Origin of the sequence: Pseudomonas oleovorans subsp. oleovorans (genome assembly GCF_002197815.1) — a bacterium.
GTDB classification, from domain to species: Bacteria; Pseudomonadota; Gammaproteobacteria; order Pseudomonadales; family Pseudomonadaceae; genus Aquipseudomonas; species Aquipseudomonas oleovorans.
Genome location: NZ_NIUB01000003.1, coordinates 94,988 through 117,691, shown reverse-complemented (window position 1 = coordinate 117,691; position 22,704 = coordinate 94,988). Strand labels below are relative to the sequence as shown.

22 protein-coding genes are annotated in these 22,704 nt (G+C 64.5%); 12 read left to right on the top strand and 10 right to left on the bottom strand.

Translation table 11 applies throughout. From position 1 onward, the window contains the following. The first annotated feature begins 325 nt into the window (after positions 1-325). From PSOLE_RS02525 to PSOLE_RS02510, 4 genes are all read left to right on the top strand, one after another. On the top strand, positions 326-1,279 hold the full coding sequence (locus PSOLE_RS02525) for a TAXI family TRAP transporter solute-binding subunit (RefSeq protein WP_074855728.1): 954 nt from the start codon (positions 326-328) through the stop codon (positions 1,277-1,279). Between the two features lie 243 nt (positions 1,280-1,522). Next, the gene (locus tag PSOLE_RS02520) at positions 1,523-3,550 is read left to right on the top strand and encodes a TRAP transporter permease (protein WP_074855730.1); all 2,028 of its coding nucleotides are present in this window, start codon (positions 1,523-1,525) and stop codon (positions 3,548-3,550) included. After that, complete coding sequence (locus PSOLE_RS02515) at positions 3,547-3,954, top strand: DUF1850 domain-containing protein (RefSeq protein WP_088339286.1); 408 nt, start codon at positions 3,547-3,549, stop codon at positions 3,952-3,954. Before PSOLE_RS02520 ends, PSOLE_RS02515 begins: the two co-directional genes overlap by 4 nt. 141 nt (positions 3,955-4,095) lie before the next feature. Beyond that, complete coding sequence (locus tag PSOLE_RS02510; protein ID WP_074855732.1) at positions 4,096-4,608, top strand: DUF3617 domain-containing protein; 513 nt, start codon at positions 4,096-4,098, stop codon at positions 4,606-4,608. Between the two features lie 3 nt (positions 4,609-4,611). Here PSOLE_RS02510 and PSOLE_RS02505 read toward each other — a convergent pair whose 3' ends face one another. Then, a complete protein-coding gene (locus tag PSOLE_RS02505; RefSeq protein ID WP_074855734.1) occupies positions 4,612-5,337 on the bottom strand; it encodes a substrate-binding periplasmic protein in 726 nt (241 codons plus the stop codon). Between the two features lie 58 nt (positions 5,338-5,395). After that, on the bottom strand, positions 5,396-6,841 hold the full coding sequence (gene cls / locus PSOLE_RS02500; protein ID WP_074855736.1) for a cardiolipin synthase: 1,446 nt from the start codon (positions 6,839-6,841) through the stop codon (positions 5,396-5,398). 282 nt (positions 6,842-7,123) lie between these two features. Between cls and PSOLE_RS02495 the strand changes: the two genes are divergently transcribed. After that, a complete protein-coding gene (locus tag PSOLE_RS02495) occupies positions 7,124-8,791 on the top strand; it encodes a BCCT family transporter (protein ID WP_074855738.1) in 1,668 nt (555 codons plus the stop codon). Between the two features lie 354 nt (positions 8,792-9,145). Here the strand turns inward: PSOLE_RS02495 and PSOLE_RS02490 are convergent, their stop codons facing one another. After that, positions 9,146-10,534, bottom strand: coding sequence for an L-serine ammonia-lyase (locus tag PSOLE_RS02490; RefSeq protein WP_074855740.1), 1,389 nt, complete (start codon positions 10,532-10,534; stop codon positions 9,146-9,148). A 183-nt stretch (positions 10,535-10,717) separates the two neighbouring features. Here PSOLE_RS02490 and PSOLE_RS02485 point away from each other — a divergent pair, with 183 nt between their 5' ends. Further along, on the top strand, positions 10,718-11,620 hold the full coding sequence (locus tag PSOLE_RS02485) for a LysR family transcriptional regulator (RefSeq protein WP_074855742.1): 903 nt from the start codon (positions 10,718-10,720) through the stop codon (positions 11,618-11,620). A 286-nt stretch (positions 11,621-11,906) separates the two neighbouring features. Here PSOLE_RS02485 and PSOLE_RS02480 read toward each other — a convergent pair whose 3' ends face one another. The 4 genes from PSOLE_RS02480 to folE2 form a co-directional block, all read right to left on the bottom strand. After that, positions 11,907-12,068: a DUF2986 domain-containing protein gene (locus PSOLE_RS02480; protein ID WP_074855744.1), complete on the bottom strand. Its 162-nt coding sequence runs from the start codon at positions 12,066-12,068 to the stop codon at positions 11,907-11,909. Between the two features lie 61 nt (positions 12,069-12,129). Next, positions 12,130-12,837 carry a 3'-5' exonuclease gene (locus PSOLE_RS02475; RefSeq protein WP_074855746.1) on the bottom strand — a complete coding sequence of 236 codons (708 nt, stop codon included), beginning with the start codon at positions 12,835-12,837 and terminating at the stop codon, positions 12,130-12,132. Beyond that, positions 12,834-14,753 (bottom strand): DUF294 nucleotidyltransferase-like domain-containing protein, encoded by a 1,920-nt coding sequence (locus tag PSOLE_RS02470; RefSeq protein ID WP_074855748.1) that lies wholly within the window; start codon positions 14,751-14,753, stop codon positions 12,834-12,836. The genes PSOLE_RS02475 and PSOLE_RS02470 overlap by 4 nt, the downstream gene beginning before the upstream one ends. Positions 14,754-14,989: 236 nt before the next feature. Next, the gene (gene folE2 / locus PSOLE_RS02460; RefSeq protein WP_074855750.1) at positions 14,990-15,880 is read right to left on the bottom strand and encodes a GTP cyclohydrolase FolE2; all 891 of its coding nucleotides are present in this window, start codon (positions 15,878-15,880) and stop codon (positions 14,990-14,992) included. A gap of 71 nt (positions 15,881-15,951) precedes the next feature. On the opposite strand from folE2, the gene dksA reads away from it, so the two are divergent. Genes dksA through PSOLE_RS02445 form a run of 3 tightly spaced genes read left to right on the top strand, consistent with a single transcriptional unit; the run spans position 15,952 to position 18,239 of the window. After that, positions 15,952-16,374, top strand: a complete 423-nt coding sequence (gene dksA / locus PSOLE_RS02455) for an RNA polymerase-binding protein DksA (RefSeq protein WP_074855752.1) — start codon at positions 15,952-15,954, stop codon at positions 16,372-16,374. Between the two features lie 15 nt (positions 16,375-16,389). Continuing rightward, positions 16,390-17,595, top strand: coding sequence for a zinc metallochaperone GTPase ZigA (gene zigA, locus PSOLE_RS02450; protein ID WP_074855754.1), 1,206 nt, complete (start codon positions 16,390-16,392; stop codon positions 17,593-17,595). Further along, positions 17,595-18,239: a DUF1826 domain-containing protein gene (locus tag PSOLE_RS02445; protein ID WP_074855755.1), complete on the top strand. Its 645-nt coding sequence runs from the start codon at positions 17,595-17,597 to the stop codon at positions 18,237-18,239. Before zigA ends, PSOLE_RS02445 begins: the two co-directional genes overlap by 1 nt. Before the next feature lie 384 nt (positions 18,240-18,623). On the opposite strand, the gene PSOLE_RS02440 is transcribed toward PSOLE_RS02445, so the two are convergent. Next, complete coding sequence (locus PSOLE_RS02440; protein ID WP_021487380.1) at positions 18,624-18,974, bottom strand: hypothetical protein; 351 nt, start codon at positions 18,972-18,974, stop codon at positions 18,624-18,626. 95 nt (positions 18,975-19,069) lie between these two features. Here PSOLE_RS02440 and PSOLE_RS02435 point away from each other — a divergent pair, with 95 nt between their 5' ends. Both PSOLE_RS02435 and PSOLE_RS02430 read left to right on the top strand, forming a co-directional pair. Further along, positions 19,070-20,050, top strand: coding sequence for a CobW family GTP-binding protein (locus PSOLE_RS02435; RefSeq protein ID WP_074855757.1), 981 nt, complete (start codon positions 19,070-19,072; stop codon positions 20,048-20,050). A gap of 34 nt (positions 20,051-20,084) precedes the next feature. Continuing rightward, positions 20,085-20,963 (top strand): alpha/beta fold hydrolase, encoded by an 879-nt coding sequence (locus PSOLE_RS02430; protein WP_003464779.1) that lies wholly within the window; start codon positions 20,085-20,087, stop codon positions 20,961-20,963. Between the two features lie 94 nt (positions 20,964-21,057). Here PSOLE_RS02430 and PSOLE_RS02425 read toward each other — a convergent pair whose 3' ends face one another. After that, complete coding sequence (locus PSOLE_RS02425; protein WP_003464776.1) at positions 21,058-21,453, bottom strand: DUF3301 domain-containing protein; 396 nt, start codon at positions 21,451-21,453, stop codon at positions 21,058-21,060. Between the two features lie 172 nt (positions 21,454-21,625). Here PSOLE_RS02425 and PSOLE_RS02420 point away from each other — a divergent pair, with 172 nt between their 5' ends. Beyond that, entirely contained in the window at positions 21,626-22,159 is a 534-nt protein-coding gene (locus tag PSOLE_RS02420) for a TFIIB-type zinc ribbon-containing protein (protein ID WP_074855759.1), read from the top strand. Between the two features lie 28 nt (positions 22,160-22,187). Here PSOLE_RS02420 and PSOLE_RS02415 read toward each other — a convergent pair whose 3' ends face one another. Continuing rightward, positions 22,188-22,679 carry an acyl-CoA thioesterase gene (locus tag PSOLE_RS02415; protein WP_074855761.1) on the bottom strand — a complete coding sequence of 164 codons (492 nt, stop codon included), beginning with the start codon at positions 22,677-22,679 and terminating at the stop codon, positions 22,188-22,190. Positions 22,680-22,704: the final 25 nt, after the last annotated feature.

Below are 22,704 nucleotides of genomic sequence, written 5' to 3'. Positions count from 1 at the left end.
ATGACCCATTGGTCTTTAGATGTAACCCCTCTATCTCGGGCTTTCCAGGCCCTGGCACGGCATCTGCTATGACAGTTGCAGCCGCGCAGCATCTTGCCGACGTGGCGACCATAACAACGACAAGAGGTCAGCCCATGAACTGCCATGCCCCTCGCGCCATGCCGCATTCGCTGCCGTGCATGGGCCGCCTTCCTACCGCGCCCGCTGCGGCTCTTGTCCGACGCTGCACCCTGCGCTGCTGATCGCGCAACGTCGACGTCGCCTGTGCGGCGTCGTCTAGAGTGAAACTCTGCATATAGCCAATAACAACGACGGAGATACTTCCATGCGACTGACCAAGAAAATCAGCCTGTTCGCCGCTGCCGCGGCCATCACTGCCAGCACCGCAGTGCTCGCTGCCCCGACTTTCATCAACGTGCTCACTGGCGGTACCAGCGGTGTGTACTACCCGATTGGCGTGGCCCTTTCGCAGCTCTACAGCAACGGCATCGAGGGCTCCAAGACCTCGGTCCAGGCGACCAAGGCGTCGGTGGAAAACCTCAACCTGCTCGAAGCCGGTCGCGGTGAGCTGGCCTTCGCCCTCGGTGACTCGGTCGCCGATGCCTGGAACGGCGTCGAAGACGCTGGCTTCAAGGCGCCGCTGAAGAAGATCCGCGCCATCGCCGGTACCTACCCGAACTACATCCAGATCGTTGCCAACGCCGAATCCGGCATCAAGACCCTGGAAGACCTCAAGGGCAAGCGCATCTCCGTGGGCGCGCCGAAGTCCGGCACCGAGCTCAACGCTCGCGCCATCTTCGAAGCCGCTGGCCTGACCTACAAGGACATGGGCAAGGTCGAGTTCCTGCCGTACGCCGAGTCGGTCGAGCTGATCAAGAACCGTCAGCTGGACGCCACCCTGCAGTCCTCCGGTCTGGGCATGGCCGCCATCCGTGACCTGGCCTCGACCATGAAGATCAGCTTCGTCGCCATCCCGGCCGAAGTGACCGCGAAGATCGACAACGCCGCCTACGAGGCTGCCACCATTCCGGCCGGCACCTACGACGGCCAGGACGCTGACGTACCTACCGTGGCCATCACCAATATCCTGGTCAGCCATGAAGGCGTCTCCGACGAAGTGGCCTACCAGATGACCAAGCTGATGTTCGACAACCTCGGCCGTCTGGGCACCGCTCACTCCGCCGCTCAGGACATCAAGCTGGAGACTGCCACCCAGAACCTGCCGATCCCGCTGCACCCGGGTGCCGAACGCTTCTACAAGGAAGCCGGCGCGCTGTAATACCGGTTCAGGCCGCGGCATGGGTCGCGGCCTGCTTGCTCTGTATCCACGCCGATGTTGCTTTTGTAGGAGCGGATTCATCCGCGATGTTCGCGAGGAAATCGCGGATGAATCCGCTCCTACAGCGCACAGGCTGGAGCGGACAGAGCCCCCAGAATCGCGAATAAAACCGGCGTTCATGGACGGTGGGTTTTGTTGGCGACTCTGTCACCGCAATCAAAGTAGTCATGAGGTTTGCACTCCATGAGTGAGCAGAATCAGGGTATGGGCGCCAGCCCGTCCGACTGGCCGAAGGCGTTGTTCGCCGTCGCGCTGCTGTTTTCCATCTTCCAGATCGTCACCGCCGCTTTCCACCCGGTATCTACCCAGGTGCTGCGCGCGGTGCACGTCGGCTTCCTGTTGCTGGTGGTGTTCATCAGCATCCCGGCTTTCGGCGCCAAGCGCCCTTGGCAGCCTCTGGCCTGGCTGCTCGGCCTGGCCGGCATGGCCACGGCGGCCTACCAGTGGTATTTCGAGGCGGACCTGATCCAGCGTTCCGGTGACATGACCACCAGCGACATGATCATCGGCATAACCCTCATCGTGCTGGTGTTCGAGGCCGCGCGCCGAGTCATGGGCATCGCCCTGCCGATCATCTGCGCGCTGTTTCTTGCCTATGGCATGCTCGGCCAGTACCTGCCGGGCGAGCTGATGCATCGCGGCTACGGCTTCGACCAGATCGTCAACCAGCTGGCCTTCGGTACCGAGGGCCTGTACGGCACGCCGACCTACGTGTCGGCTACCTACATCTTCCTGTTCATCCTGTTTGGCGCCTTCCTCGAGCAGGCCGGGATGATCAAGCTGTTCACCGATTTCGCCATGGGCCTGTTCGGCCACAAGGTTGGCGGCCCGGCCAAGGTGTCGGTAGTGTCCTCGGCGCTGATGGGCACCATCACCGGGTCCGGCGTGGCCAACGTGGTCACCACCGGCCAGTTCACCATTCCGCTGATGAAGCGCTTCGGTTATCGCCCGGCCTTCGCCGGTGGCGTCGAGGCCACCTCGTCGATGGGCAGCCAGATCATGCCGCCGATCATGGGCGCCGTGGCCTTCATCATGGCCGAGACCATCAACGTGCCGTTCTTCGAAGTGGCCAAGGCCGCGCTGATCCCGGCGCTGCTGTACTTCGGCTCGGTGTTCTGGATGGTCCACCTGGAGGCCAAGCGCGCCAACCTGCGCGGCCTGCCCAAGGACGAATGCCCGAACCCGTGGAAGGCCGTGCGCGAGCGCTGGTTCCTGCTGATCCCGCTGTTCATCCTCATCTACCTGCTGTTCTCCGGGCGTACCCCGCTGTTCTCCGGCACCGTTGGCCTGGCGTTGACCGCCATGGTCATCCTCGGCTCGGCGATCATCCTGCGGGTATCGTCCAAGGTCATGCGCTTCGCCTTCTGGATCGCCCTCGGCGTGCTCTGCGCCGGCTTCTTCCAGCTGGGTATCGGCGTGGTGTTCGGGGTTATCGCCCTGCTGGTGGCGGCCTGCTGGTTCGTCAAGGGCGGCCGTGAAACCCTGACCCTGTGCCTGCACGCGCTGGTCGAAGGTGCGCGCCATGCCGTACCGGTGGGTATCGCCTGTGCCCTGGTCGGCGTGATCATCGGTGTGGTGTCGCTGACCGGGGTGGCGTCCACCTTCGCCGGCTACATCCTCGCCATCGGCCAGGACAACCTGTTCCTGTCGCTGGTGCTGACCATGCTCACCTGTCTGGTGCTGGGCATGGGTATTCCGACCATCCCCAACTACATCATCACCAGCTCGATTGCCGCGCCGGCCCTGCTGGAGCTGGGCGTGCCGCTGATCGTCTCGCACATGTTCGTCTTCTACTTCGGCATCATGGCCGACCTCACGCCGCCGGTAGCGCTGGCCTGCTTCGCCGCTGCGCCGATCGCCAAGGAGCGTGGTCTGAAGATCAGCTTCTGGGCGGTGCGCATCGCCGTGGCCGGCTTCGTCGTGCCGTTCATGGCGGTCTACTCGCCGGCGCTGATGCTGCAGGGCGACAGCCTGCTGGCAACTGTCTACGTCGGTTTGAAGGCAATGCTGGCTATCGGCATCTGGGGTGCCGTGTTCACCGGCTACCTGCAGGCCAAGCTGACCTGGTGGGAACGCATTCTGGGCCTGGCCGCCGGTGCCAGCCTGATTCTCGCCACCCCGATCAGTGACGAAATCGGCTTTGCCCTCAGCGCCATCTTCATCGCGCAACACGTCTGGCGCGCTCGCCGTGCCGAGGCGGCGACGGCGTGATCGGCCTGTGCCTGGGGTTGGCCGGCGTGGTATGGGCAGAGTTGCCCACGCCGGCCTTCACCCTGGCCTGGACCCACACCATCGAGAAGGTGCGCTGGGAAGAGGATTACCGTGTCACCGCCGAGGGCCTGGTCCTCGGCGAGGCGCGGGTCAAGGGTTCCGGCGCCGGAATGGAAATTCCCGACGGCGCCGAACTGCGCAATGGCAGCTGGCACTACCAGCGTCAGCTACCGCCTTTGCAACCCCTGCGAGTCGGGCGTACGCCTGAAGCCGGGGATTACCAACTGTGTTTCAACCAGCGTTGTCGCCCGATGAGCGATTGGCTCGGCCCGCCACAAGCGAGCCAGCCGGCGTTGGAACTCTGGAGCTGTGAGCTGAGCTCCCCTGCGGCTGACGCGGGCTAGGTTCGCCAGAGCGGACTCAGGCTTCCGGCGCCACAAGTGCCGGATCAAAAGAAGGAAACCCCCATGCGGCGCGAGCCGGTGGGGGTTTTGTTCATCTGCGGCCTGCTAGGCTTGGCTAACCACCTGCCCAGGAGACCCGTCATGCGCCCTATCTTTCGTTTCACCCTCCCGCTCGCTCTCTGTCTGTCGCCCGTCGTGGCCAGCGCTCTGGATCTGCAGCCCGGTGTCTGGGAAGTCAGCTCGCACAACATGCAGGTGGGCGGTCAGGCCATGCCCGGCATGGAGGAAATGCTGGCGCAGATGCAGAACCTGCCGCCCGAGCAGCGGCAGATGATGGAGAGCATGATGGCCGAGCAGGGCATCAAACTCGGTGCCGGTGGCGTGCAGATGTGCCTCACCGCCGAGCAGATCAAGGCTCAGGAAATCCCCCTGCACGATCCCGACTCCGGTTGCAGCAACGAGATTCTCGAACGCAGCGCGACGCTATGGAAATTCCGCTTCAACTGCCCGGATGCTCAGGGCGAAGGGGAGACGCGTTTCGTCAGTGACAAGGAATTCACCACCCAGGTCAAAGGCACTTACAACGGCCAGCCGAGCAGCATGGAAAGTCGAGCTCGTTGGGTAGGGGCGGATTGCGGGGCGCTGAAGCGCTGATGCTCACAGCCCGTGGCGACGGCGGATTTCTCCCACCAGCGCGGCTCGCTCTTCGAGAAAACGGTTGAACGCCTCGATCAGTTGCGGGTGGTGGATGCTCGACAGGTAGTAGTGATCTTCCACGTGCGGCAGCTCTGGGTCGAACACCAGGCTGTCGGCTGCCATGCGCATCTGCCTGAGTTGGTGAGCCACTACCCTGGGGTTGAGGTAGACCGCGTCGACGCGGTCACTGCTTGCCATGCGCAGCAACGAGTCGATCTGGTTGGCCTGGATCAGGCGGATTTTTCCGGCGCGGATGTCCGGCAGGTAGGGCCAGGGCGTGAAGCCATTCTGCGTGCCAAGCAGTTCGATGCGCTGCTGGCCCTGACCGAGGTGCTGCGGCTTGACCAGAATGCCGTCGACATAAGGCGCTGCCGGGGCGCTGTAGTGGATGTCATGGCCGGCTTTCTGGTCGGCGTTCCATTGTGGGTGATCGGGGAACTTGAGGTCGATCCGGCCAGACAGGAAACCGCCGAGCAGGCGCCTGACCGGCAGCGGCATGTAGACGAAGCGATAGCCATGCTCGGCGGCGAAGGCGTCCAGCAGATCGCGTGCATAGCCACGGTATTCGCCGTTCTCCACATCCGAGTAAGGCTGATAGGGCTGCAGTTCGACACCGACGTGAATCTCCTCCTGTGCCAGAGCGGGCAGGACGAACAGGCAGAGCAGCAGGGCAAAGCACTTGGTCATGGTAGGCGGGTTCTCGCTGACAGCTAACAGCGGCTGGCACCCTAACCATAGCCGCGGCTCAGAGAATCGGCGAGATCAGCCGCGCTACGCGCATGCCCAGTTGCTGCAGGCGGTGCAGGTTGCGCCGGTCGGCGTTGACCAGCTCGCGTGAGCGGCTGAAATCCTCTTCCAGCATGTTTGCCACCTGAGCGTTGAAGCCCTCGTCGAAGGTCAGCAGGCTGGCCTCGAAATTCAGGCGGAAGGAACGGTTGTCCAGGTTGGCGCTGCCCAGCATGCTGACATCGTGGTCGATCAGCAGCGCCTTCTGGTGCAGGAACCCCGGTTGGTAACGGAAGATGCGCACGCCGGCGCGTAGCGCCTCGAAGGCGTAGAGGCTGGAGGCGGCATAGACAATGCGGTGATCGGGGCGTGACGGCAGCAGCAGGCGCACGTCCACGCCGCGCATCACCGCCAGACGCAGCGCGGCGAACAGCGCCTCGTCGGGCACGAAATAGGGGCTGCTCAGCCACACCCGCTCGCGCGCTGCGTGAATCGCTTCGACAAACAGCAGCGAGCAGGTTTCCTGCGGGTCGGCCGGGCCGCTGGCGATCACCTGGCAGAGCAGGCCGGGGTCATCCTGCTTGCTCGGCATCAGTAGCGGCGGCAGCTTCTGGCAGGCCCAGTACCAGTCTTCGGCGAAGGCTTCCTGCAGGCTGGCCACCACGGGGCCGCGCACTTCGACGTGGGTGTCGCGCCAGGGCGCCAGCGGCGGCTTCTGCCCGAGGTATTCGATACCGACGTTGAGCCCGCCGAGAAAGCCGATCTCGCCGTCGACCACGACGATCTTGCGGTGGTTGCGGAAATTCAGCTGAAAGCGATTGAACAGCCCGGAGCGTGTGGGGAAGGCGTGTATCTGCACGCCGCCGCGGCGCAGGCGATCGATGAAGGCGGCGGACAACGAATGGCTGCCGACGCCGTCATACAGCACATGCACCTGTACGCCCGCGGCGGCGCGCTCCAGCAGTACGTCTTGCAGGCGCCGGCCGAGGCGGTCATCGCGGATGATGAAGAACTGCAGCAGGATCACCTGCTGGGCGCTGGCCAGGGCTGCGAAGATGGCGGCGAAGGTGGCTTCGCCGTCGATCAGCAGTTCGACGCGGTTGCCGATCAGGCCGGGCAGATGGGACAGGCGTGGCAGCGCGCGCAGGCGGTCGTAGGCCGGCGACAGGTGCGCCGCCTTGGCTTCCTCGACCCAGGGGCGCCAGTCCTGTTCGGCCATGGCGTGGTGCATTTCCTTGTCGGCCTGGCGCCGCGCCTTGACGTAGGCATCGAAGCGGCTGCGGCCGAACACCAGGTACGGCAGCAGCGTCAGGTAGGGCATGAAGAACAGCGACAGGCCCCAGGCCAGCGCGCCCTGGGCGGTGCGCACGGTCAGCACGGCGTGGATCGCGGCCAGTACGCCAAGGGCGTGGATGGTGGCGATCAGGTACGCGAACAGGTGGGGAATGCCGAAATCCGCAGGCATGCAGGGTCTTCCTTTGCACAGGCTGTGTGCAGCTGACCATGGGGGTTATGCAGCGTTCGCGAGCATCCTGCCATGGCTATCTGGCAAATGGCAGTGTCGGGCAAATTGCCACCTTTCGAGGAATTATTCAGGGCTCTCATGTGTCTGTGAGTCTGAGTGAGCGGAATTCATGTGTTACCCTTTCCGGTTCGACCCGTTTGCAGGTCGTCTTTAATTGGAGGAGGGCATCCGTCCTGTTCACGCTCGTCTAGCGAGTCAAACGCATCAAGGAGCACGCCACGTATGGGAAACGTCCCTTCGCATGACACGTCCCCGCCATCCGCAGCGGAAACCCACGAAGGCATCCCGGCACCGACCGGTGAAGCCAACCTGATCGACACCGATTACGTCATCGGTCAGGACAACATCAAAGGGCAGTTCGTCTTCGCCCTCGACATTCACGGCAAGGTCTTCACCATCTCCGCGCTGGTCGCGGTGATCTTCGTGATCCTCGCCCTGGCCCTGCAGAATCAGATCGAACCGCTGTTCAGTGGTGTGCGCGACTGGCTCACCCACCATATGGCCTGGTTCTTCATCGGCGCCGCCAACATCTTCGTCCTGCTCTGCCTGGGGCTGATCGTCTCGCCACTGGGCAAGGTGCGCCTCGGTGGCAAGGACGCGACCCCCGACTACACCTACATGGGTTGGTTCTCCATGCTGTTCGCCGCCGGTATGGGCATCGGTCTGATGTTCTACGGTGTGTCCGAACCCATGTCGCACTACAGCGCGGCGATGGGCGGGATCACCGTCGGTGAAGATGGCGTGCGCACCGACTGGGCTCCGCTTGGCGGCGCCGCCGGTAATGCCGAGGAGGCCGTGCGCCTGGGCATGGCCGCGACCATCTTCCATTGGGGCCTGCACCCCTGGGCGATCTACGCCATCGTCGCGCTGGCGCTGGCGCTGTTCTCGTTCAACAAGGGCCTGCCACTGTCGATCCGCTCGATCTTCTACCCGATCCTCGGTGAGCGCGTCTGGGGCTGGCCGGGGCATATCGTCGACATTCTCGCGGTATTCGCCACCCTGTTCGGTCTGGTCACTTCGTTGGGGTTGGGCGCGGAGCAGGCGGCGGCGGGTGTGGAATACCTGTTCGGCATCCCGGCCACGGACACCACCAAGGTGCTGCTGATCATCGCCATCACCCTGATTGCCCTGGCCTCGGTGGTCGCCGGCCTCGACAAGGGCGTCAAGCGCCTGTCGGAGATCAACATGGGCCTGGCCATGGCCCTGCTGCTGTTCATCATCATCGCCGGGCCGACCGTGGTGATCTTCACCGACTTCTTCAAGAACCTCGGCGCTTACCTGCAGTACCTGCCGGCGCTGTCCAATCCAGTCGGCCGTGAAGATGCCAACTTCAGCCAGGGCTGGACCGCCTTCTACTGGGCCTGGTGGATCAGCTGGTCGCCGTTCGTGGGCATGTTCATCGCCCGCGTCAGCCGTGGCCGCAGCGTGCGTGAATTCCTCGTTGCCGTACTGCTGGTGCCGTCGCTGGTGTCGGTGCTGTGGATGACCGCCTTCGGTGGCACCGCCATCAACCAGTTGCTGGTCGATGGTTTCACCGGCGCGCAGGACGCCGGCCTGGAGCTGAAGCTGTTCAGCATGCTCGGTGAAATGCCGCTGACCGGCATCACCTCGTTCATCGGCATCGTGCTGGTGGTGGTGTTCTTCATCACCTCGTCGGACTCGGGCTCCTTGGTGATCGACACCATCACCGCCGGCGGCAAGGTCAACGCGCCGGTACCGCAGCGCGTGTTCTGGGCCAGCATCGAAGGCGTGATCGCCATCGCCCTGCTGCTCGGCGGTGGTCTGGTGGCGCTGCAGGCCATGGCCGTGTCGACGGGCCTGCCGTTCACCATCGTGCTGCTGGTGGGCTGTATTTCCATCGTCAAAGGCCTGATGAGCGAGCCGCGTTAGGCGGGCTACCCCCGCATCCGGCGCTTGGCGCCACCTTCTCCCAAGGGAGAAGGGCATCGAGGAGAGCGTCGCTGTGTCCCTCTCCCATTTATGGGAGAGGGATAGGGTTGCCGATCAGATAAGGCCGCCAAAGTTGCCTTTCGTAGGAGCCCCGCCCCGGGGCGAAGCTTTTCAATTGCGCATCGCCCTGGTTCGCGGCGGGGCGCCGCTCCTACGCATTCGCAGCGTCGACGCTCAACTGACTGGCATCAAGGTGAGAGGGGGCTTTAAACGCCCTATCATCGCCCCCTGCCACACACAAAAACGCCGCGAACCTGTGCAGGTTCGCGGCGTTTTGCATATGGCGATAGCGTATCAGCACTCGATGATATTCACCGCCAGGCCGCCACGGGCGGTTTCCTTGTATTTGGTCAGCATGTCGGCGCCGGTTTCGCGCATGGTCTTGATTACCTTGTCCAGGCTTACGTAGTGCGAGCCATCGCCGTACAGCGCCATACGCGCGGCGTTGATGGCTTTGACCGAAGCGATGGCGTTGCGCTCGATGCAGGGGATCTGCACCAGGCCGCCGACCGGGTCGCAGGTCAGACCCAGGTGGTGCTCCATGCCGATCTCGGCGGCGTTCTCGACCTGCTCCGGGGTGCCGCCGAGTACCGCGCACAGCGCGCCAGCGGCCATCGAGCAGGCCACGCCCACTTCACCCTGGCAGCCGACTTCGGCGCCGCTGATCGAGGCGTTTTCCTTGTACAGGATGCCGATGGCGCCGGCGGTCAGCAGAAAATCGATGATGCCACGCTCGCTGGCGCCGGAAATGGCATTGGCGTAGTAGTGCAGCACGGCCGGGATGATACCGGCGGCGCCGTTGGTGGGCGCGGTGACCACGCGGCCACCGGCGGCGTTTTCCTCATTTACCGCCAGGGCCCAGAGGTTGACCCAGTCGAGCATGCGCAGCGGGTCTTCCAGGTAGCTGCGCTGGAAGCCGCCCAGCTTGCGCGCCAGGATCGCTGCACGGCGACGTACCTTGAAGCCGCCCGGCAGAATGCCCTCGGTGCGGCAGCCACGGTCGACGCAGGCCTGCATCACCTTCCAGATTTCCAGCAGGCCTGCGTCGGTTTCTTCGTCACTGCGCCAGTGGCGTTCGTTGCGGCGCATCACCTCGGCGATGCCGATGCCGTTCTCGCGGGACAGGCGCAACAGGTCTGCGCCACTGCTGAACGGCAGCGGCAGACTGGTGGCGTCCGGGGCGATGACCTTGTGCTTGGAACCGTCGGCGAGGATCGCCTCGCTGACCACGAAGCCGCCGCCCACCGAGTAGTAGGTGGCCTCGTGCACCTGAATGCCGGCGGTGTCGAAGGCGGCGAAGCGCAGGCCATTGGCGTGCAGCGGCAGCGCCTTGCGGAACATCTTCAGGTCGGCCTTCTCGTCGAATGCGACGGCGTGCTTGCCGGCCAGGACGATGCGCTTGTCGCGGCGGATGGCCTCGATGTAGCCGGGCACCTGATCCACGTCGACGGTGTCCGGCTCGTAGCCGCTGAGGCCGAGCAGCACCGCCTTGTCACTGCCGTGGCCCTTGCCAGTGGCGCCCAGCGAGCCATACAGCTCGGCGGCGACACGGGTCACCTGCGGCATGTGGCCGTGGTTTTCCAGGGCGTGGGTGAACAGCGCGGCCGCGCGCATCGGGCCGACGGTGTGGGAGCTGGAAGGGCCGATACCGACTTTGAATAGGTCGAAAACGCTGATAGCCATGGCGAGATTCTTCTTCTGTGGGCATCGCTGAAAACCGGGTTTTCAGCGATGCCTGTATGTGGGTGAACCACGCGCCCGGTTCAGCGCGTGTGGATATCTCTATCTAAGGCCGGCCATATCATTATGTATACTGATTTATTTTTAACCTATTCGTTAGCGACCCTTAACTATTGAGATCGCGCCATGGACATCACCCGCCTGCGCACCCTGCGTGAACTGGCCCGCTGCCGCACCATGGCGGCCGCCGCCGAGTCGCTGCACCTGACGCCTTCGGCGGTTTCGCAGCAGGTGTCCCAGCTCGAGCGTGAGGCGGACATGGCGCTGATCGAACGGCGCGGGCGCGGCGTGGTGCTGACCCCGGCCGGCGAGCGCCTGGTGGCGCATGCCGAACGCATCCTCATGGTGCTCGACGAAGCGCGCTCGGAGCTGGCGCTGCTGCGCGGGGAAATCGCCGGTGAATTGCGCGTGGCAGCCTTCCCCTCGATCGCCGTGGCGGTGATAGCGGAAACCGTGCGCGCGCTGCGCAGCGCTTACCCGCGGCTGAACGTGGTGGTGCTGGAGCTGGAGCCGCAGGAAAGCCTCAGCGCTCTCGGCGCCTGGCAGATCGATGTGGCGGTGATCGACGACCTGGCCGTGCAGCCCGACGAGAACCGCGAGAACTACGCGCTGATTCCCCTGACCCAGGACCTGCTGCACGTGCTGCTGCCGATTGATCACGCGCTGGCCAGGCGCGACAGCCTGACTATCGCCGAGCTGCGCGACGAAGCCTGGGCGCTGGACTCCACCGGCAGCTCGTTCGGCGAATTCATCACCAACCTGTGCCGCCGCTCGGGCTACGCGCCGCGCATCAACGCCCACTGCGCCGGCTTCGAGATGGTCGCGGCCATGGTCGCCTCGGGCAACTCCATCTCCATCGTCTCCGGCCTGCGTTTGGTACGAACGCTACCTGGTGTCACCGCCATACCGCTGCTGCCGGTTATCCAGCGCGGCGTCTTCCTCGCCTACCGCAAGGGTGAACGTGATCATCCTGCGGTCAACGTGTTTCTCGATGAGGCGGTGTATACGGCTGACAAAGTCCTAGGCTAGCGCCATCCCGCCGGGTAGGACCGGCTGGGCTTAGCCGCGAGGCTTTTGCTCCCCTCTCCCATTCATGGGAGACGACTGCATGGATGCAGGAGGTAGAGCAACGCAGGATGCCCACGCCGAGGGGCCGGGGGAGAGGGTGCTTTTGATGGTACCCACGCTCTGCATGGGCACCTCCGTTCGAGACGCTCTGCGTCGGCGGACTCTGCGTAAACCGTAACGGACGCAGAGCGTCCTTGGCTGCGTTCCCACGCGGAGCGTGGGAACGATCGTGTCCGTTTGCCGAATTTTACTCAGCGGGCGTGACAGGCTCTTGAGCCGCTTCAGCCTCTAACTTCAGCCTGTCAGCTTTGCTGATGTACTTGGGTTTGTTGCTTTTAGGCGCGAGCTTGGCGTTGGCCTTCTTGGCGTGAGCTTCGAGCAGTTGTTTGATCTTTTTGCGGCGATTCATGGGCCTGTGCTTGTGTTGTCCTGATTCGAGAGTACCCGCGCGTCGCGCGGGTGGCTGGGGTTCAGCTCCAGAGAGCGCTGATCGGTGTACGCCCCGGATAGTGCGTCGCCACCTGCGCCTGCAGCAACTCTCCACAAGCCAGCGCGTCGGTCAGTGCATGGTGCGCGGAGTACAGCGGCAGGCCGTAGCGCAGGCGGCTGTCGGCCAGGCGGATGGAGATGGGCTCGCGACCGCGCAGGCGGTCCCACCAGCTCACCCTGCGCTTGGGGTGCAGGCGGGCTTCCAGTTCCATGGTATCGATGATGGGGAAGATCAGCCCTTCGCCCAGGTGCTGGCGCACAGCCTGGTCGAGGAAGCTGCGTTCGATATTACGGTAGTGCGCCACCACCACCTTGCCGGCCATTGCTTCGAGCAACTCGTCGAGCACGCTGGCCAGGCGTGGGGCGTGGCGGATGTCGCTGTGGGTGATGTGGTGGAAGGTGACCGATTCGGCGTTCAGCTCGCCGGTGGGCTTGACCACCCAGTAGCGCGCCTCGCTGCAACGGATGCGTTGCAGGCTCAGCGGCAGCAGGCCGAGGCTGACGATGGCGTTTTCACGTGGGTCGAGGCCGGTGGTTTCAACGTCCAGCGCCACCAGCGGGGCATCCTGCAGCGGCGTATCGGCGGCGACGCAGCCGGCGCCGTAGAAGGCGCGTAGGCGCGGGTCGCGGCTGCTGTCGGCGAGGCTGGCGAACAGTTGCGGCCAGTCCTGGGCCGCGCGCTCGCTCATCGCGGGCGGCCCGCCGGTTGCGCCGGGTAGCGAAAGCGCAGGAATTTCTGCGCGTTGCTGATCACCTGGAAGGCTTCCTTGAGGTGCTGGCGTTCGCTGGCGCTGAACTGTTCCGGCTCGATGTAGTTGCTCGGCGCGTTGCCAGCCTCTACTTCACGGGCCTGGTGGCGCACGCGCACCAGGCTGAGGAACTCGAAGGCGTAGCGCAGGTGCTCCAGCGCTTCCTTGGGCAACAGTTTGGTGGCGGCGATGGCGTCGAGGCGATCCAGCGAGTTCTGTGCCTTGGAACCACAAGCCAGGGCGTGCACGCGGATCAGGTCGGTGAGCGGCGCGGTGCCGCGGCCCTTGAGGTTGATGATGTTGCGGTGGCGGCCGTCGGTTTCCATCACGAAGGTGCGGAAGAAGCCCAGCGGCGGCGTGCGGTTGAGCGCGTTACGCGCCAGCGCGGCGAGGAAGGCGGGGCTGGCGCTGGCCTTCTGTGCCAGCAGATCCTTGAGATTTTCCACCAGCTCGGTTTCGCCATAGAGGCCGTCGAGGTCGAAGAAGATGCTGGCGTTGAGCAGGGTTTCCGGGTTGGGCCGCTCGATCCATTCGCTGAAGTACTGCCGCCACACCTTCAGCGGCTGCCGCCACTTGGGATTGGTGGCCATGATGCCGCCCTTGCAGTAGCTGTAGCCGCAGGCGGCCAGGCCGTCGCTGACGAACTGCGCCAGTTCGGCGAAGTAGGCGTCGTGTTCGTCCGTATCGAAGCGGTCGTCGAGCACCAGAGCATTGTCCTGGTCGGTGAGCAGCAGCTGTTCGTCGCGGGCCATGGAGCCGGCAGCCATGAAGCAGTAGGGCACCGGCGGCGGGCCGAGCTTCTGTTCGGCCAACTCCAGCAGGCGCTGGCTGAAGGCGCGGCCGATGCCGCTCATGGCGCTGCCGACCATGTGTGCGCTGGCGTCGTCGGCGACCATGCGCACGAAGGTGGCGCGCAGGTCTGGCAGCAGGCTCTTGAGTCCTTCCACCGAGGTCTTGTTGAAGATGCCGTTGACCAGATACAGGCTGCTGCGCGACTCGTAGCGGATGATGTCGGCCAGCGCCACCACGCCCACCGGGCGCCGGCGATGCAGCACCGGCAGATGGTGGATGTTGTTGCGCAGCATGCACAGCATGGCCTCGAACACCGAGTCGTCGGCCTGCAGGGTGATGGGGTTGGGCGTCATGATCTGGCTGACCGGGGTGTCGCTGGGCAGACCGGCGGCAACCACGCGGGTGCGCAGGTCGCGGTCGGTGAGGATGCCGGCCATGACCTGGCTCTGCTGGTCGGCGACATCCACCTGGTGCGGGTCGGGCCAGCGCGTGCCGGGGTCGACGACGATCACCGAGGACACGCTGTGTTCGGTCATCACCTGCGCTACCTGCTGGATCGGCGTATCCAGCGGCACGCTGACAGCGCCGCGCGAGATCAGCTTGCGCACCTTGATCTTCATCAGCTCGCTGGCCTTGCCGTGGCTGTCTTCCAGGGCGGACTTGAGGCGCGACTGACCTTCGGCCTCGACGAAGTCGGCGAAGCTGTCGAACTGCTCGCAGAGCTGATGGAACAGCGCGCCGGGGATGAAGTAGATCAGGCTGTCTTCGATCGCGGTGGCACCCAGGCGTACCTTGTTGCCGCGCAGCAGGCCGGCCTGACCGAAGATGTCGCCCTCGCTGAGGCGGTTGTGCAGTTCGCCGCCACGCCGGTGGATTTCCACCGCGCCGCTGCGCACGTAATGCAGCTCGTGGATCGGCGCACCGACGGCGAGGATTTCGCTACCGGCCTTGAAGTAGCCCACCTGCACCTGGCGGGCGATCTCGTCGAGAGTTTGTTCCGGCAGGTTGTCGAAGGGGGCGTAGCGATTCAGGTGGTCGCGGATCTCGATCAGTTCGATCTGCATGCGGTGTCCTTTACAGCGTGGGCGTCTATCTAAGCACAGACGCCACAGGCTTTGCCCGGTTCCAGGCCGCTCAAGCAGCCGCTCCGGGAATGGCCGTTACCCGTTCAGGATAGCCACCGCGCCCTTTGCTGCGCAGGCCGCTGACATAACCCCGGCTGCTGTACATCAGTCATGACGATGTTTCTGGGGGCAACGATCGGTGAGCGGTACTGGGTCGTGGCCGCCCGCATGCCTGTTCAACACCAGTTCCAGCTGCTTTCGGCCACTGCGTCGTGGGCGTGCAGGCTTTCCGCATGCACGACCCGCAAGCGGAAGCCGCTGGCCTGCGGCAATTGGCGAAGGGCACGGTGCAGACGGCGTGCGGCATCTTCACAGAACATCAGATTTTGCCCGTTGGCCAGGGCGAAGGCCTGTTCGTCGGCGCGCTTCACCGCGGTCTGTACCGGCGTGCCGAGGGCCTGCTCGGCACTGTCGATCAACTCCAGTACGGGCAGTTCGACGCAGCCCGGTGCCAGGCGCAGTTGCAGGGTCGCCGTGCTGCGCTGACTGTGCGGGGTGGCGACGATGCCCTGGGTCGAGCCGAGCCAGTCGAGCACGCTGGAGTAATCCACCTGCTGGTCGGGAAAGTCCCAGGCGAAGCGTTGCTGGATCAGCTGCCGTGCCAGCGCTGCCGAGCAAGGGCAGGTGGACGAGTAGCTGACCTCGACCTGCAACTCGATGTTCACGCCCCGGCCGTCCTGCCGGGCGTGTAGTTCGAAGGGGTAGGTCTTCCAGCCGTGCAGCGGGCTGACCAGCGCCGGACGCTTGAGCGGCACTTCGCCGCGCAGAGTCAGGGTGGCGCTGTCGGACAGTTCCTGGTGGCTGCTCAGGCAGTCGTCCAGCACCTGAAGCACCGCCGGCACGTTCAATGGCTGATGCACCAGGCGCTGCGCCGCCAGGTACAGGCGCGACATGTGGATGCCGCGTGCGCCGGCATCGTCGAGGCTCACGCCGATATCGACGCAGGCGGTCACGGCGGCGTCCGCCAGACGAAGGGGCAGGGCGATGCCGGCCATGCCGACCCAGTCCAGCGGCAGGTCATGGTGGGTGGCTTGGGCGGCAATATCCGGCAGAGGCTGTTCGTTCATCGTAAATCCGTGGGTAGCGGTCAGAAATAAATGTTATGTTATAACAATTAAAACAAGCCAGCCGATTTGCCATGACCCTGACCGCGACCACCGAAGCCGAACTGTTGGCCCAGCCAGCCGACGACTACATGAACGACGCCCAGCAGCAGTTCTTCCGCGAGCTGCTGCTGACTCAGCGTGCCGAGTTGCAGGCGCGCATCGATGAGGAATTCACCGAGCTGCGCCAGCCCGAGATCAGCAGTGACGTGGCCGACATCGGCGCCGCCGAGGAGCAGCGCCAGTGGCAGCTACGCCTGCTGGAGCGGGAAAAGAAGCTGCTGGACAAGATCGACCAGGCGCTCGAACGCCTGGCGCGTGGCGAATACGGCTGGTGCGCCGAAACCGGCGAACCCATTGGCCTCAAGCGCCTGCTGCTGCGCCCGGCCGCGACCCTGTGCATCGAAGCCAAGGAGCGCCAGGAGCAGCGCGAAAAACATCAGCGTGACCGTGACTGAACGAGGAACACCCCCATGAATCAGCGTCTACCCGTTACCGTGTTGTCCGGCTTTCTCGGCGCCGGCAAGAGCACCCTGCTCAACCATGTGCTGAAGAACCGCGAAGGCCGCAAGGTCGCGGTGATCGTCAACGACATGAGCGAGATCAACATCGACGGTGCCACCGTCCAGCAGGACGTCAGCCTCAACCGTGCCGAAGAGAAGCTGGTGGAGATGAGCAACGGCTGCATCTGCTGCACCTTGCGTGAGGACCTGCTCGACGAGGTCAGCCGCCTGGCCAGCGAAGGCCGCTTCGACTACCTGCTGATCGAGTCCACCGGCATCAGCGAGCCGCTGCCGGTGGCCGAAACCTTCACCTTCCGCGACGAGCAGGGCCGCAGCCTGTCCGACCTGGCGCGGCTGGACACCATGGTCACGGTGGTCGACGGGATGAACTTCCTGCGCGATTTCCATGAGGCCGACAGCCTGGCCAGCCGTGGCGAAACCCTGGGCGAGGAGGACGAACGCTCGATTACCGACCTGCTGATCGAGCAGGTGGAGTTCGCCGACGTCATCCTCATCAGCAAGATCGACCTGATCAGCCAGGCCGAGCGCGAGGAGTTGATGGCCATCCTCCGTGGGCTCAACACCCACGCCGACATCCAGGCCATGAGCATGGGGCAGATCGCCCTGGACAAGATCCTCGACACCGGCCGCTTCGACTTCGACCGCGCCTCGCAGGCACCGGGTTGGCTCAAGGAACTGCGCGGCGAGCACGTGCCGGAAACCGATGAATACGGCATCGCCTCCAGCGCTTACCGCGCGCGCCGGCCGTTCCATCCGCAGCGCTTCTTCGACTTCCTTTCGCAGGAATGGCGCAACGGTCGTCTGCTGCGCTCCAAGGGCTTTTTCTGGCTGGCCAGCAAATACCAGGAAGCCGGCAGCTGGTCGCAGGCCGGCGGCCTGATGCGCCACGGCCTGGCCGGACGCTGGTGGCGCTTCGTGCCCAAGCAGCACTGGCCGCAGGACGAGGAAGGTCTGCAGACGATCATGAAGCACTGGAGCGCCGAAGTCGGCGACTGCCGCCAGGAGCTGGTATTCATTGGCCAGAACATCGACTTCCCGCAGTTGGTGCGTGAGCTGGACGCCTGCCTGCTGACCGACGAGGAAATGGCCGGCGGCCCGGATGCCTGGTGCCTGCTCGCTGACCCGTTCGGTGCCTGGCAGCAGGAGGCCGCCTGATGTTCGCCCTGCAGTTGCCGAAAGTGTCCCGGCAGGTGCTGGGCGAGGATATCCAGGTGCTCAGCGAGGTGCTGCATGACGGCGTCAATCTGGCCGTCTGGCAGCGCCGCCTGCCGGCGCAGATCGCCGACTTCGCCGAGGCGCTGCTGGCCCAGGGTGAGCCGCTGGCGCAGTCCATGACCCTGGAGCTGGCGCAGCCGGACAGCGAGCCGAACCTCGATGGCCTGGTGGCGCAGTACGCCGATCTGCCGGGTCAGGCGGCCTTTCTCGCCGACGTGGTTTGGCTGGTGCGGGCCTACGCCTGCCTGCTCGACGCCCGGCGCATCGGCCTGCGCCTGCGCGCGCTGGACAAGGCCATGTGCCCGCGCTTTCACGTCGACCATGTACCGCTGCGGCTGATCACCAGCTATGCCGGTGTCGGCAGCGACTGGCTGGAGGAGGGCGCGATGCCGCGCAGCAAGCTCGGTCAGCCGGGCGCAGAGCCGCAGGACGAGGCGTTGATCCAGCGTCTCGACGCCGGCCATGTAGCGCTGGCCAAGGGCGAGAAGTGGCAGGGTAACGAGGGGCGTGGGTTGATTCACCGTTCGCCGCAACCACCTGCCGGGCAGCGACGCTTGCTGTTGACCCTGGATTGGTTGGCCTGAATATCGCCCGCTGACGACGGTAGGAGCCCCGCCTCGGGGCGAAGCGATCGTGGCTGTTCAGGAAACCTGCGGCGTGATCACTATTCGCCGCGAGGCGCGGCTCCTACGAGAAATGATCCACTGCAATGGGGCATAACAAAAAATAGGCCGGAGCGACTGCCCCGGCCTTAAGCACCAAGAGATCATGCCGACGCGTGTCTCGGCATGAGGGTTACGTGAGGTACCCGAAGTCATTAAGCGTTTTATTGGTGACGCTTTGATGTCAGGATCGTTGCGTTTCCTCGTAGGGCGGGTGCAACCCGCCATTCGCAGCCTGGCGGGTTGCACCCGCCCTACGCTATTCAGAGTCACGTGGCTCGGCGTTGCGCAGGTGATTGCAGGTACTCAGGGCTTGATCCACTGGCCCTGATACTGCGTCTTGCAGGCCGGCTCCAGGTACAACGCGTCGCTGGCCACGCCGTAGTAGTGGATGTTCTGCAGGTACATACCGCTACCGGCGCGCGCGTTCTGGCAGACGCCGTGGGCACCCTTGGGGCACTGCTCGACGAACTCCACCTCGACCGTCTGGCCTTGCAACTGCGGTTGGCAGAAGCCCTCGCGAAACAGCGTGGCGGGGATGTTGCGATTCTCCTGGCAGACCTTCACGTCCAGGCGTTCGGCCTGGCTATGCACCACACAGGCTTCGGCCAGGGCCAGGCCCGGCAGCAGGGAAAACAGCAACAGCCATGCACGCATCGTTTCGACTCCCGAAAAACTGCCGGCGAATCTAACATGCTGCTTAATCGCAGTCTGTGCTGGCACTTGTCTGGCGAACCACCGAACATAAATTCATGCTCAGTCAAATCCCTACCCACCTCATTGCCGGCCCGCTCGGTGCCGGCAAGACCACGTTGATCCGTCACCTGCTGGCGCAGAAACCGGCGGGCGAGCGCTGGGCGGTGCTGATCAACGAATTCGGCCAGATCGGTCTGGACGCCGCCTTGCTCGAGCAGGGCGACGACGGCATTGCCATGGCCGAAGTGGCAGGTGGTTGCCTGTGCTGCGTCAATGGTGCGCCGTTTCAGGTCGGCCTCGGGCGCCTGCTGCGCAAGGCCAGGCCCGACCGCCTGCTGATCGAACCGTCCGGCCTGGGGCATCCGGCGCAGGTGCTGGCGCAATTGCGCCAGCCGCCCTGGCTCGATGTGTTGGCCATGCAACCGGCACTGATGGTGCTGGATGCTGCCGCGCTGGCTAGCGGTCAGCCGCTGCCGGACGTGCAGCGTCAGGCGCTGGCTGAGGCCGGCTTGCTGCTGTTGAACAAGAGCGAAGGCTTGGACGCCGAGGCGCGAGCGCGGATTGCTACCGATCTGCCATCCGTGCCGCTGCACTGGACCGCGCAGGGCCGGCTCGACCTGGCCCTGTTGCCGGGGCTGGCGGCGCAGGCCTCGCCCATCGGGGTGAGCGCCGAGTTACCCACAGCTGCACCCGGCCTGGCGCAGATCTGGCGCAACGCCGCCGAGCCTGTCTGCCAGGTGCAGGATCAGGTCGAAGGCTGGAGTATCGGCTGGCGCTGGCACCCGAGCCAGCGTTTCGACCTCGAGCAGGTCAGCCGCTGGCTGCAAAGCCTGGGTTGGCGCAGGGCCAAGGCCGTGCTGCATGGTGCCGCAGGCTGGCACTCGTTGAATGCCTTGCAGGGGCAAGCGTTGGCGGCCTGGAGTCCGAGCGAATGGCGCAGGGACTCACGGTTGGAGCTGATCTTCGATCAGGCACAGAGCGTCGACGTGCTGACTACCTCCTTCGCCACCTGTCGAATCCGGGCGACAGACTGCTAAACTCGCCGCGCTTTCGTCGCTGTGGATAACCTCAATGCAACTGCTGCCCTGGTCTCATGACACCTCTGCCGGTTTCACCCTGCGTGGCTGGCACACGCCGCCGTCGGGCAAGCCGCTGCTGCATTTCCTGCACGGCAATGGCTATTGCGGGCGTGTCTACACGCCGATGCTGGCGCTGCTGGCCGAGGACTTCGACCTATGGCTGTGCGATGTGCAGGGCCATGGTGACAGCGACCATGGCGGCCGCTTTCACGGCTGGAACCGCAACGCTGAGCTGGCGGTGGAGGCCTTCGATACCCTGCGAGGACCGTTCGGCGACGTGCCGCGCTTCGCCCTTGGTCACAGCTTCGGCGGTGTGCTCACCAGCCTGATCCTGGCGCGTCATCCCGAGCTGTTCCGCCGTGCCGTGCTGCTCGATCCAGTGCTATTTAGCCCAGCGATGATCGGGGTGATGGCATTGTCCGACGTGGTCGGCCTGGCGCAGCGCACCGGCATGGCGAAGAAGGCGCAGAAGCGCCGCCGGCAATGGCCGGATCGTGCCAGCGCGCACGCCGCACTGCATGGTCGTGGCATGTTCCGTGGCTGGGACGAGGCGGCATTCGACGCCTATATCGAGCATGCGCTGAAGGAGGTCGAGGGCGGTGTCGAACTCAAGTGTCGACCCAGCCGCGAGGCGGATATTTTCGGTTCCTTCCCGCGGCGCCTGTGGCCTTCGCTGGCCAAGGTGACGACGCCGACCGAAGTGATTCACGGCTCACGCACCTATCCCTTCGTTGCCAAGTCCGTGGCGCGCTGGTGCGCGAGCAACCCCCATGTGCGCAGTCAGGTGGTGCCGGGTGGGCACTGCTTCATGCAGGAGCAACCGGCAGACAGCGCCGAGCGCGTGGCTGACTTTCTGCTGCAGCGCAGCTGATAGATCTCTACATCATGTAGGAGCCGGCTTGCCGGCGATCAAGTAGCGAATATCACCGGCAAGCCGGCTCCTACGATTGAGGCTGCACGCTGCTCTACTGCGCCTTGCGCCGCCAGTCTTCCAGGCGGATGACGTTGCCTGGCTGCTGCACCGCAACCGGCTCGGGTTGCGGCTCCAGTATCGGATGGGGCTGCAGTTCGATGCGGCCGAGATGCGGGCCGAACATGCTGATATGCCCGCGCAGTCGTTGCTCGCCGGTGACGGTGAACTCGAAGTCATAGAGTCGCGCCAGGCGCCGGTGGCCCTTGCCGTCGCGCTGGATGGCCAGGCGGCGCAGCGCCACGGCACCGTCGAGCAACTCCACGTCGAGCTTGGCGCAGTGCTGCTTGGCGAACGCCAGTGCACGCTCGCGAATACCATGGCCGCGCCACAGCCAGGCGCAGACGGCAGCGAACAGCATCAGCAGGAAGACATCGAACAGGTTGATCATGACGACTCCAGATCCGGGAGACAGAGCTTAGCCTATCCGCCAAGTAGTTCTCAGGGTCGCTCTTGCTCTCGTATTTGCCCTAGGGTCTGTTGCCGTTTCGTCGCGGCCGTGCGCGAAACGGCAACAGACCCTAGATTAGCGTTCGCGCACTCAATAGGAAAAGGACGTCACCATGCATTGCCCCGCCTGCCGTACGACTCGCCTGCAACCAGCAAAACTCGAAGATGGCCTGCTTGGCCATGGCAGTGCACAGTGCCAAGGCACACTGGTCAGCCTGCTGCACTACCGCGACTGGGCCGAGCGCCAGCCAGCACACGAGACATCAGTTGAGCTGGCCGCCGAGGCCGAAGCGGGCGAAACCAGTCATGCCCTGAGTTGCCCCAAGTGCGCCAAGCTGATGAGCAAGTTTCAGTTCAGCGGCACCCGTGCCAACCGTCTCGACCTATGCGGTACTTGCGACGAAGCCTGGCTGGACAGTGGCGAATGGCAATTGCTCAAGGCCCTGGAGCTGAGCCAGCGCATGCCGGCGATCTTCACCGACGCCTGGCAGCGCCAGGTGCGGCAGGAAGCCAGCGAACAGGCACGTCGCGAGCGTTTCAGCCGCATCGCCGGCGAGGACGCCATCGCCCGTGCTGACGAAATTCGTACCTGGCTCAAGGATCATCCGCAGCGCCGCGAGCTGCTGTTCTATATCGGTCACGATTGAAGGGGGCGATGGCCCGCCCGTTACGACCCTATGCCAGGTTCTTTTCGTCGCTCAACGCCTGGTAGCGCTGTTGCAGCTCTTCACGAATCTGCCGGCGCTGTTTGGCCTGGCGCTGACGGCGCAGGCCGTCGGGTGTGTCCGGGTGCAGTTCGGGCACCACTGCCGGGCGACCCTGCTCGTCCATCGCCACCATGGTGAAGAAGCTGCTGTTGGTATGGCGTACCGAGCGTTCGCGGATGTTCTCGGTGATCACCTTGATGCCGACTTCCATGGAGGTGCGACCGCAATAGTTGACCGAGGCGAGGAAGGTGACCATTTCGCCGACATGCACCGGCTCGCGAAAGATCACCTGATCCACCGACAGCGTCACCACGTAGCGCCCTGCGTAGCGGCTGGCGCAGGCGTAGGCGACTTCGTCCATGTATTTGAGCAGGGTGCCGCCGTGGACGTTGCCCGAGAAGTTGGCCATGTCCGGGGTCATCAGTACGGTCATCGTGAGTTGTGCGGTTCCGGCTTCCATGGTGACTCCGAAATTGGGAGGCTGT

Bases quoted from the DNA above. Each gene is read 5' to 3' on its own strand.
- zigA (WP_074855754.1), top strand. From the start codon at position 16,390: ATGAATCAGCGTCTACCCGTTACCGTGTTGTCCGGCTTTCTCGGCGCC.
- PSOLE_RS02510 (WP_074855732.1), top strand. From the start codon at position 4,096: ATGCGCCCTATCTTTCGTTTCACCCTCCCGCTCGCTCTCTGTCTGTCG.
- PSOLE_RS02445 (WP_074855755.1), top strand. From the start codon at position 17,595: ATGTTCGCCCTGCAGTTGCCGAAAGTGTCCCGGCAGGTGCTGGGCGAG.
- PSOLE_RS02490 (WP_074855740.1), bottom strand. From the start codon at position 10,534: ATGGCTATCAGCGTTTTCGACCTATTCAAAGTCGGTATCGGCCCTTCC.
- PSOLE_RS02440 (WP_021487380.1), bottom strand. From the start codon at position 18,974: ATGCGTGCATGGCTGTTGCTGTTTTCCCTGCTGCCGGGCCTGGCCCTG.
- dksA (WP_074855752.1), top strand. From the start codon at position 15,952: ATGACCCTGACCGCGACCACCGAAGCCGAACTGTTGGCCCAGCCAGCC.
- PSOLE_RS02470 (WP_074855748.1), bottom strand. From the start codon at position 14,753: ATGCAGATCGAACTGATCGAGATCCGCGACCACCTGAATCGCTACGCC.
- PSOLE_RS02520 (WP_074855730.1), top strand. From the start codon at position 1,523: ATGAGTGAGCAGAATCAGGGTATGGGCGCCAGCCCGTCCGACTGGCCG.
- PSOLE_RS02435 (WP_074855757.1), top strand. From the start codon at position 19,070: ATGCTCAGTCAAATCCCTACCCACCTCATTGCCGGCCCGCTCGGTGCC.
- PSOLE_RS02480 (WP_074855744.1), bottom strand. From the start codon at position 12,068: ATGAATCGCCGCAAAAAGATCAAACAACTGCTCGAAGCTCACGCCAAG.
- folE2 (WP_074855750.1), bottom strand. From the start codon at position 15,880: ATGAACGAACAGCCTCTGCCGGATATTGCCGCCCAAGCCACCCACCAT.
- PSOLE_RS02430 (WP_003464779.1), top strand. From the start codon at position 20,085: ATGCAACTGCTGCCCTGGTCTCATGACACCTCTGCCGGTTTCACCCTG.
- PSOLE_RS02420 (WP_074855759.1), top strand. From the start codon at position 21,626: ATGCATTGCCCCGCCTGCCGTACGACTCGCCTGCAACCAGCAAAACTC.
- PSOLE_RS02425 (WP_003464776.1), bottom strand. From the start codon at position 21,453: ATGATCAACCTGTTCGATGTCTTCCTGCTGATGCTGTTCGCTGCCGTC.
- PSOLE_RS02505 (WP_074855734.1), bottom strand. From the start codon at position 5,337: ATGACCAAGTGCTTTGCCCTGCTGCTCTGCCTGTTCGTCCTGCCCGCT.
- PSOLE_RS02485 (WP_074855742.1), top strand. From the start codon at position 10,718: ATGGACATCACCCGCCTGCGCACCCTGCGTGAACTGGCCCGCTGCCGC.
- PSOLE_RS02475 (WP_074855746.1), bottom strand. From the start codon at position 12,837: ATGAGCGAGCGCGCGGCCCAGGACTGGCCGCAACTGTTCGCCAGCCTC.
- cls (WP_074855736.1), bottom strand. From the start codon at position 6,841: ATGCCTGCGGATTTCGGCATTCCCCACCTGTTCGCGTACCTGATCGCC.
- PSOLE_RS02525 (WP_074855728.1), top strand. From the start codon at position 326: ATGCGACTGACCAAGAAAATCAGCCTGTTCGCCGCTGCCGCGGCCATC.
- PSOLE_RS02415 (WP_074855761.1), bottom strand. From the start codon at position 22,679: ATGGAAGCCGGAACCGCACAACTCACGATGACCGTACTGATGACCCCG.
- PSOLE_RS02495 (WP_074855738.1), top strand. From the start codon at position 7,124: ATGGGAAACGTCCCTTCGCATGACACGTCCCCGCCATCCGCAGCGGAA.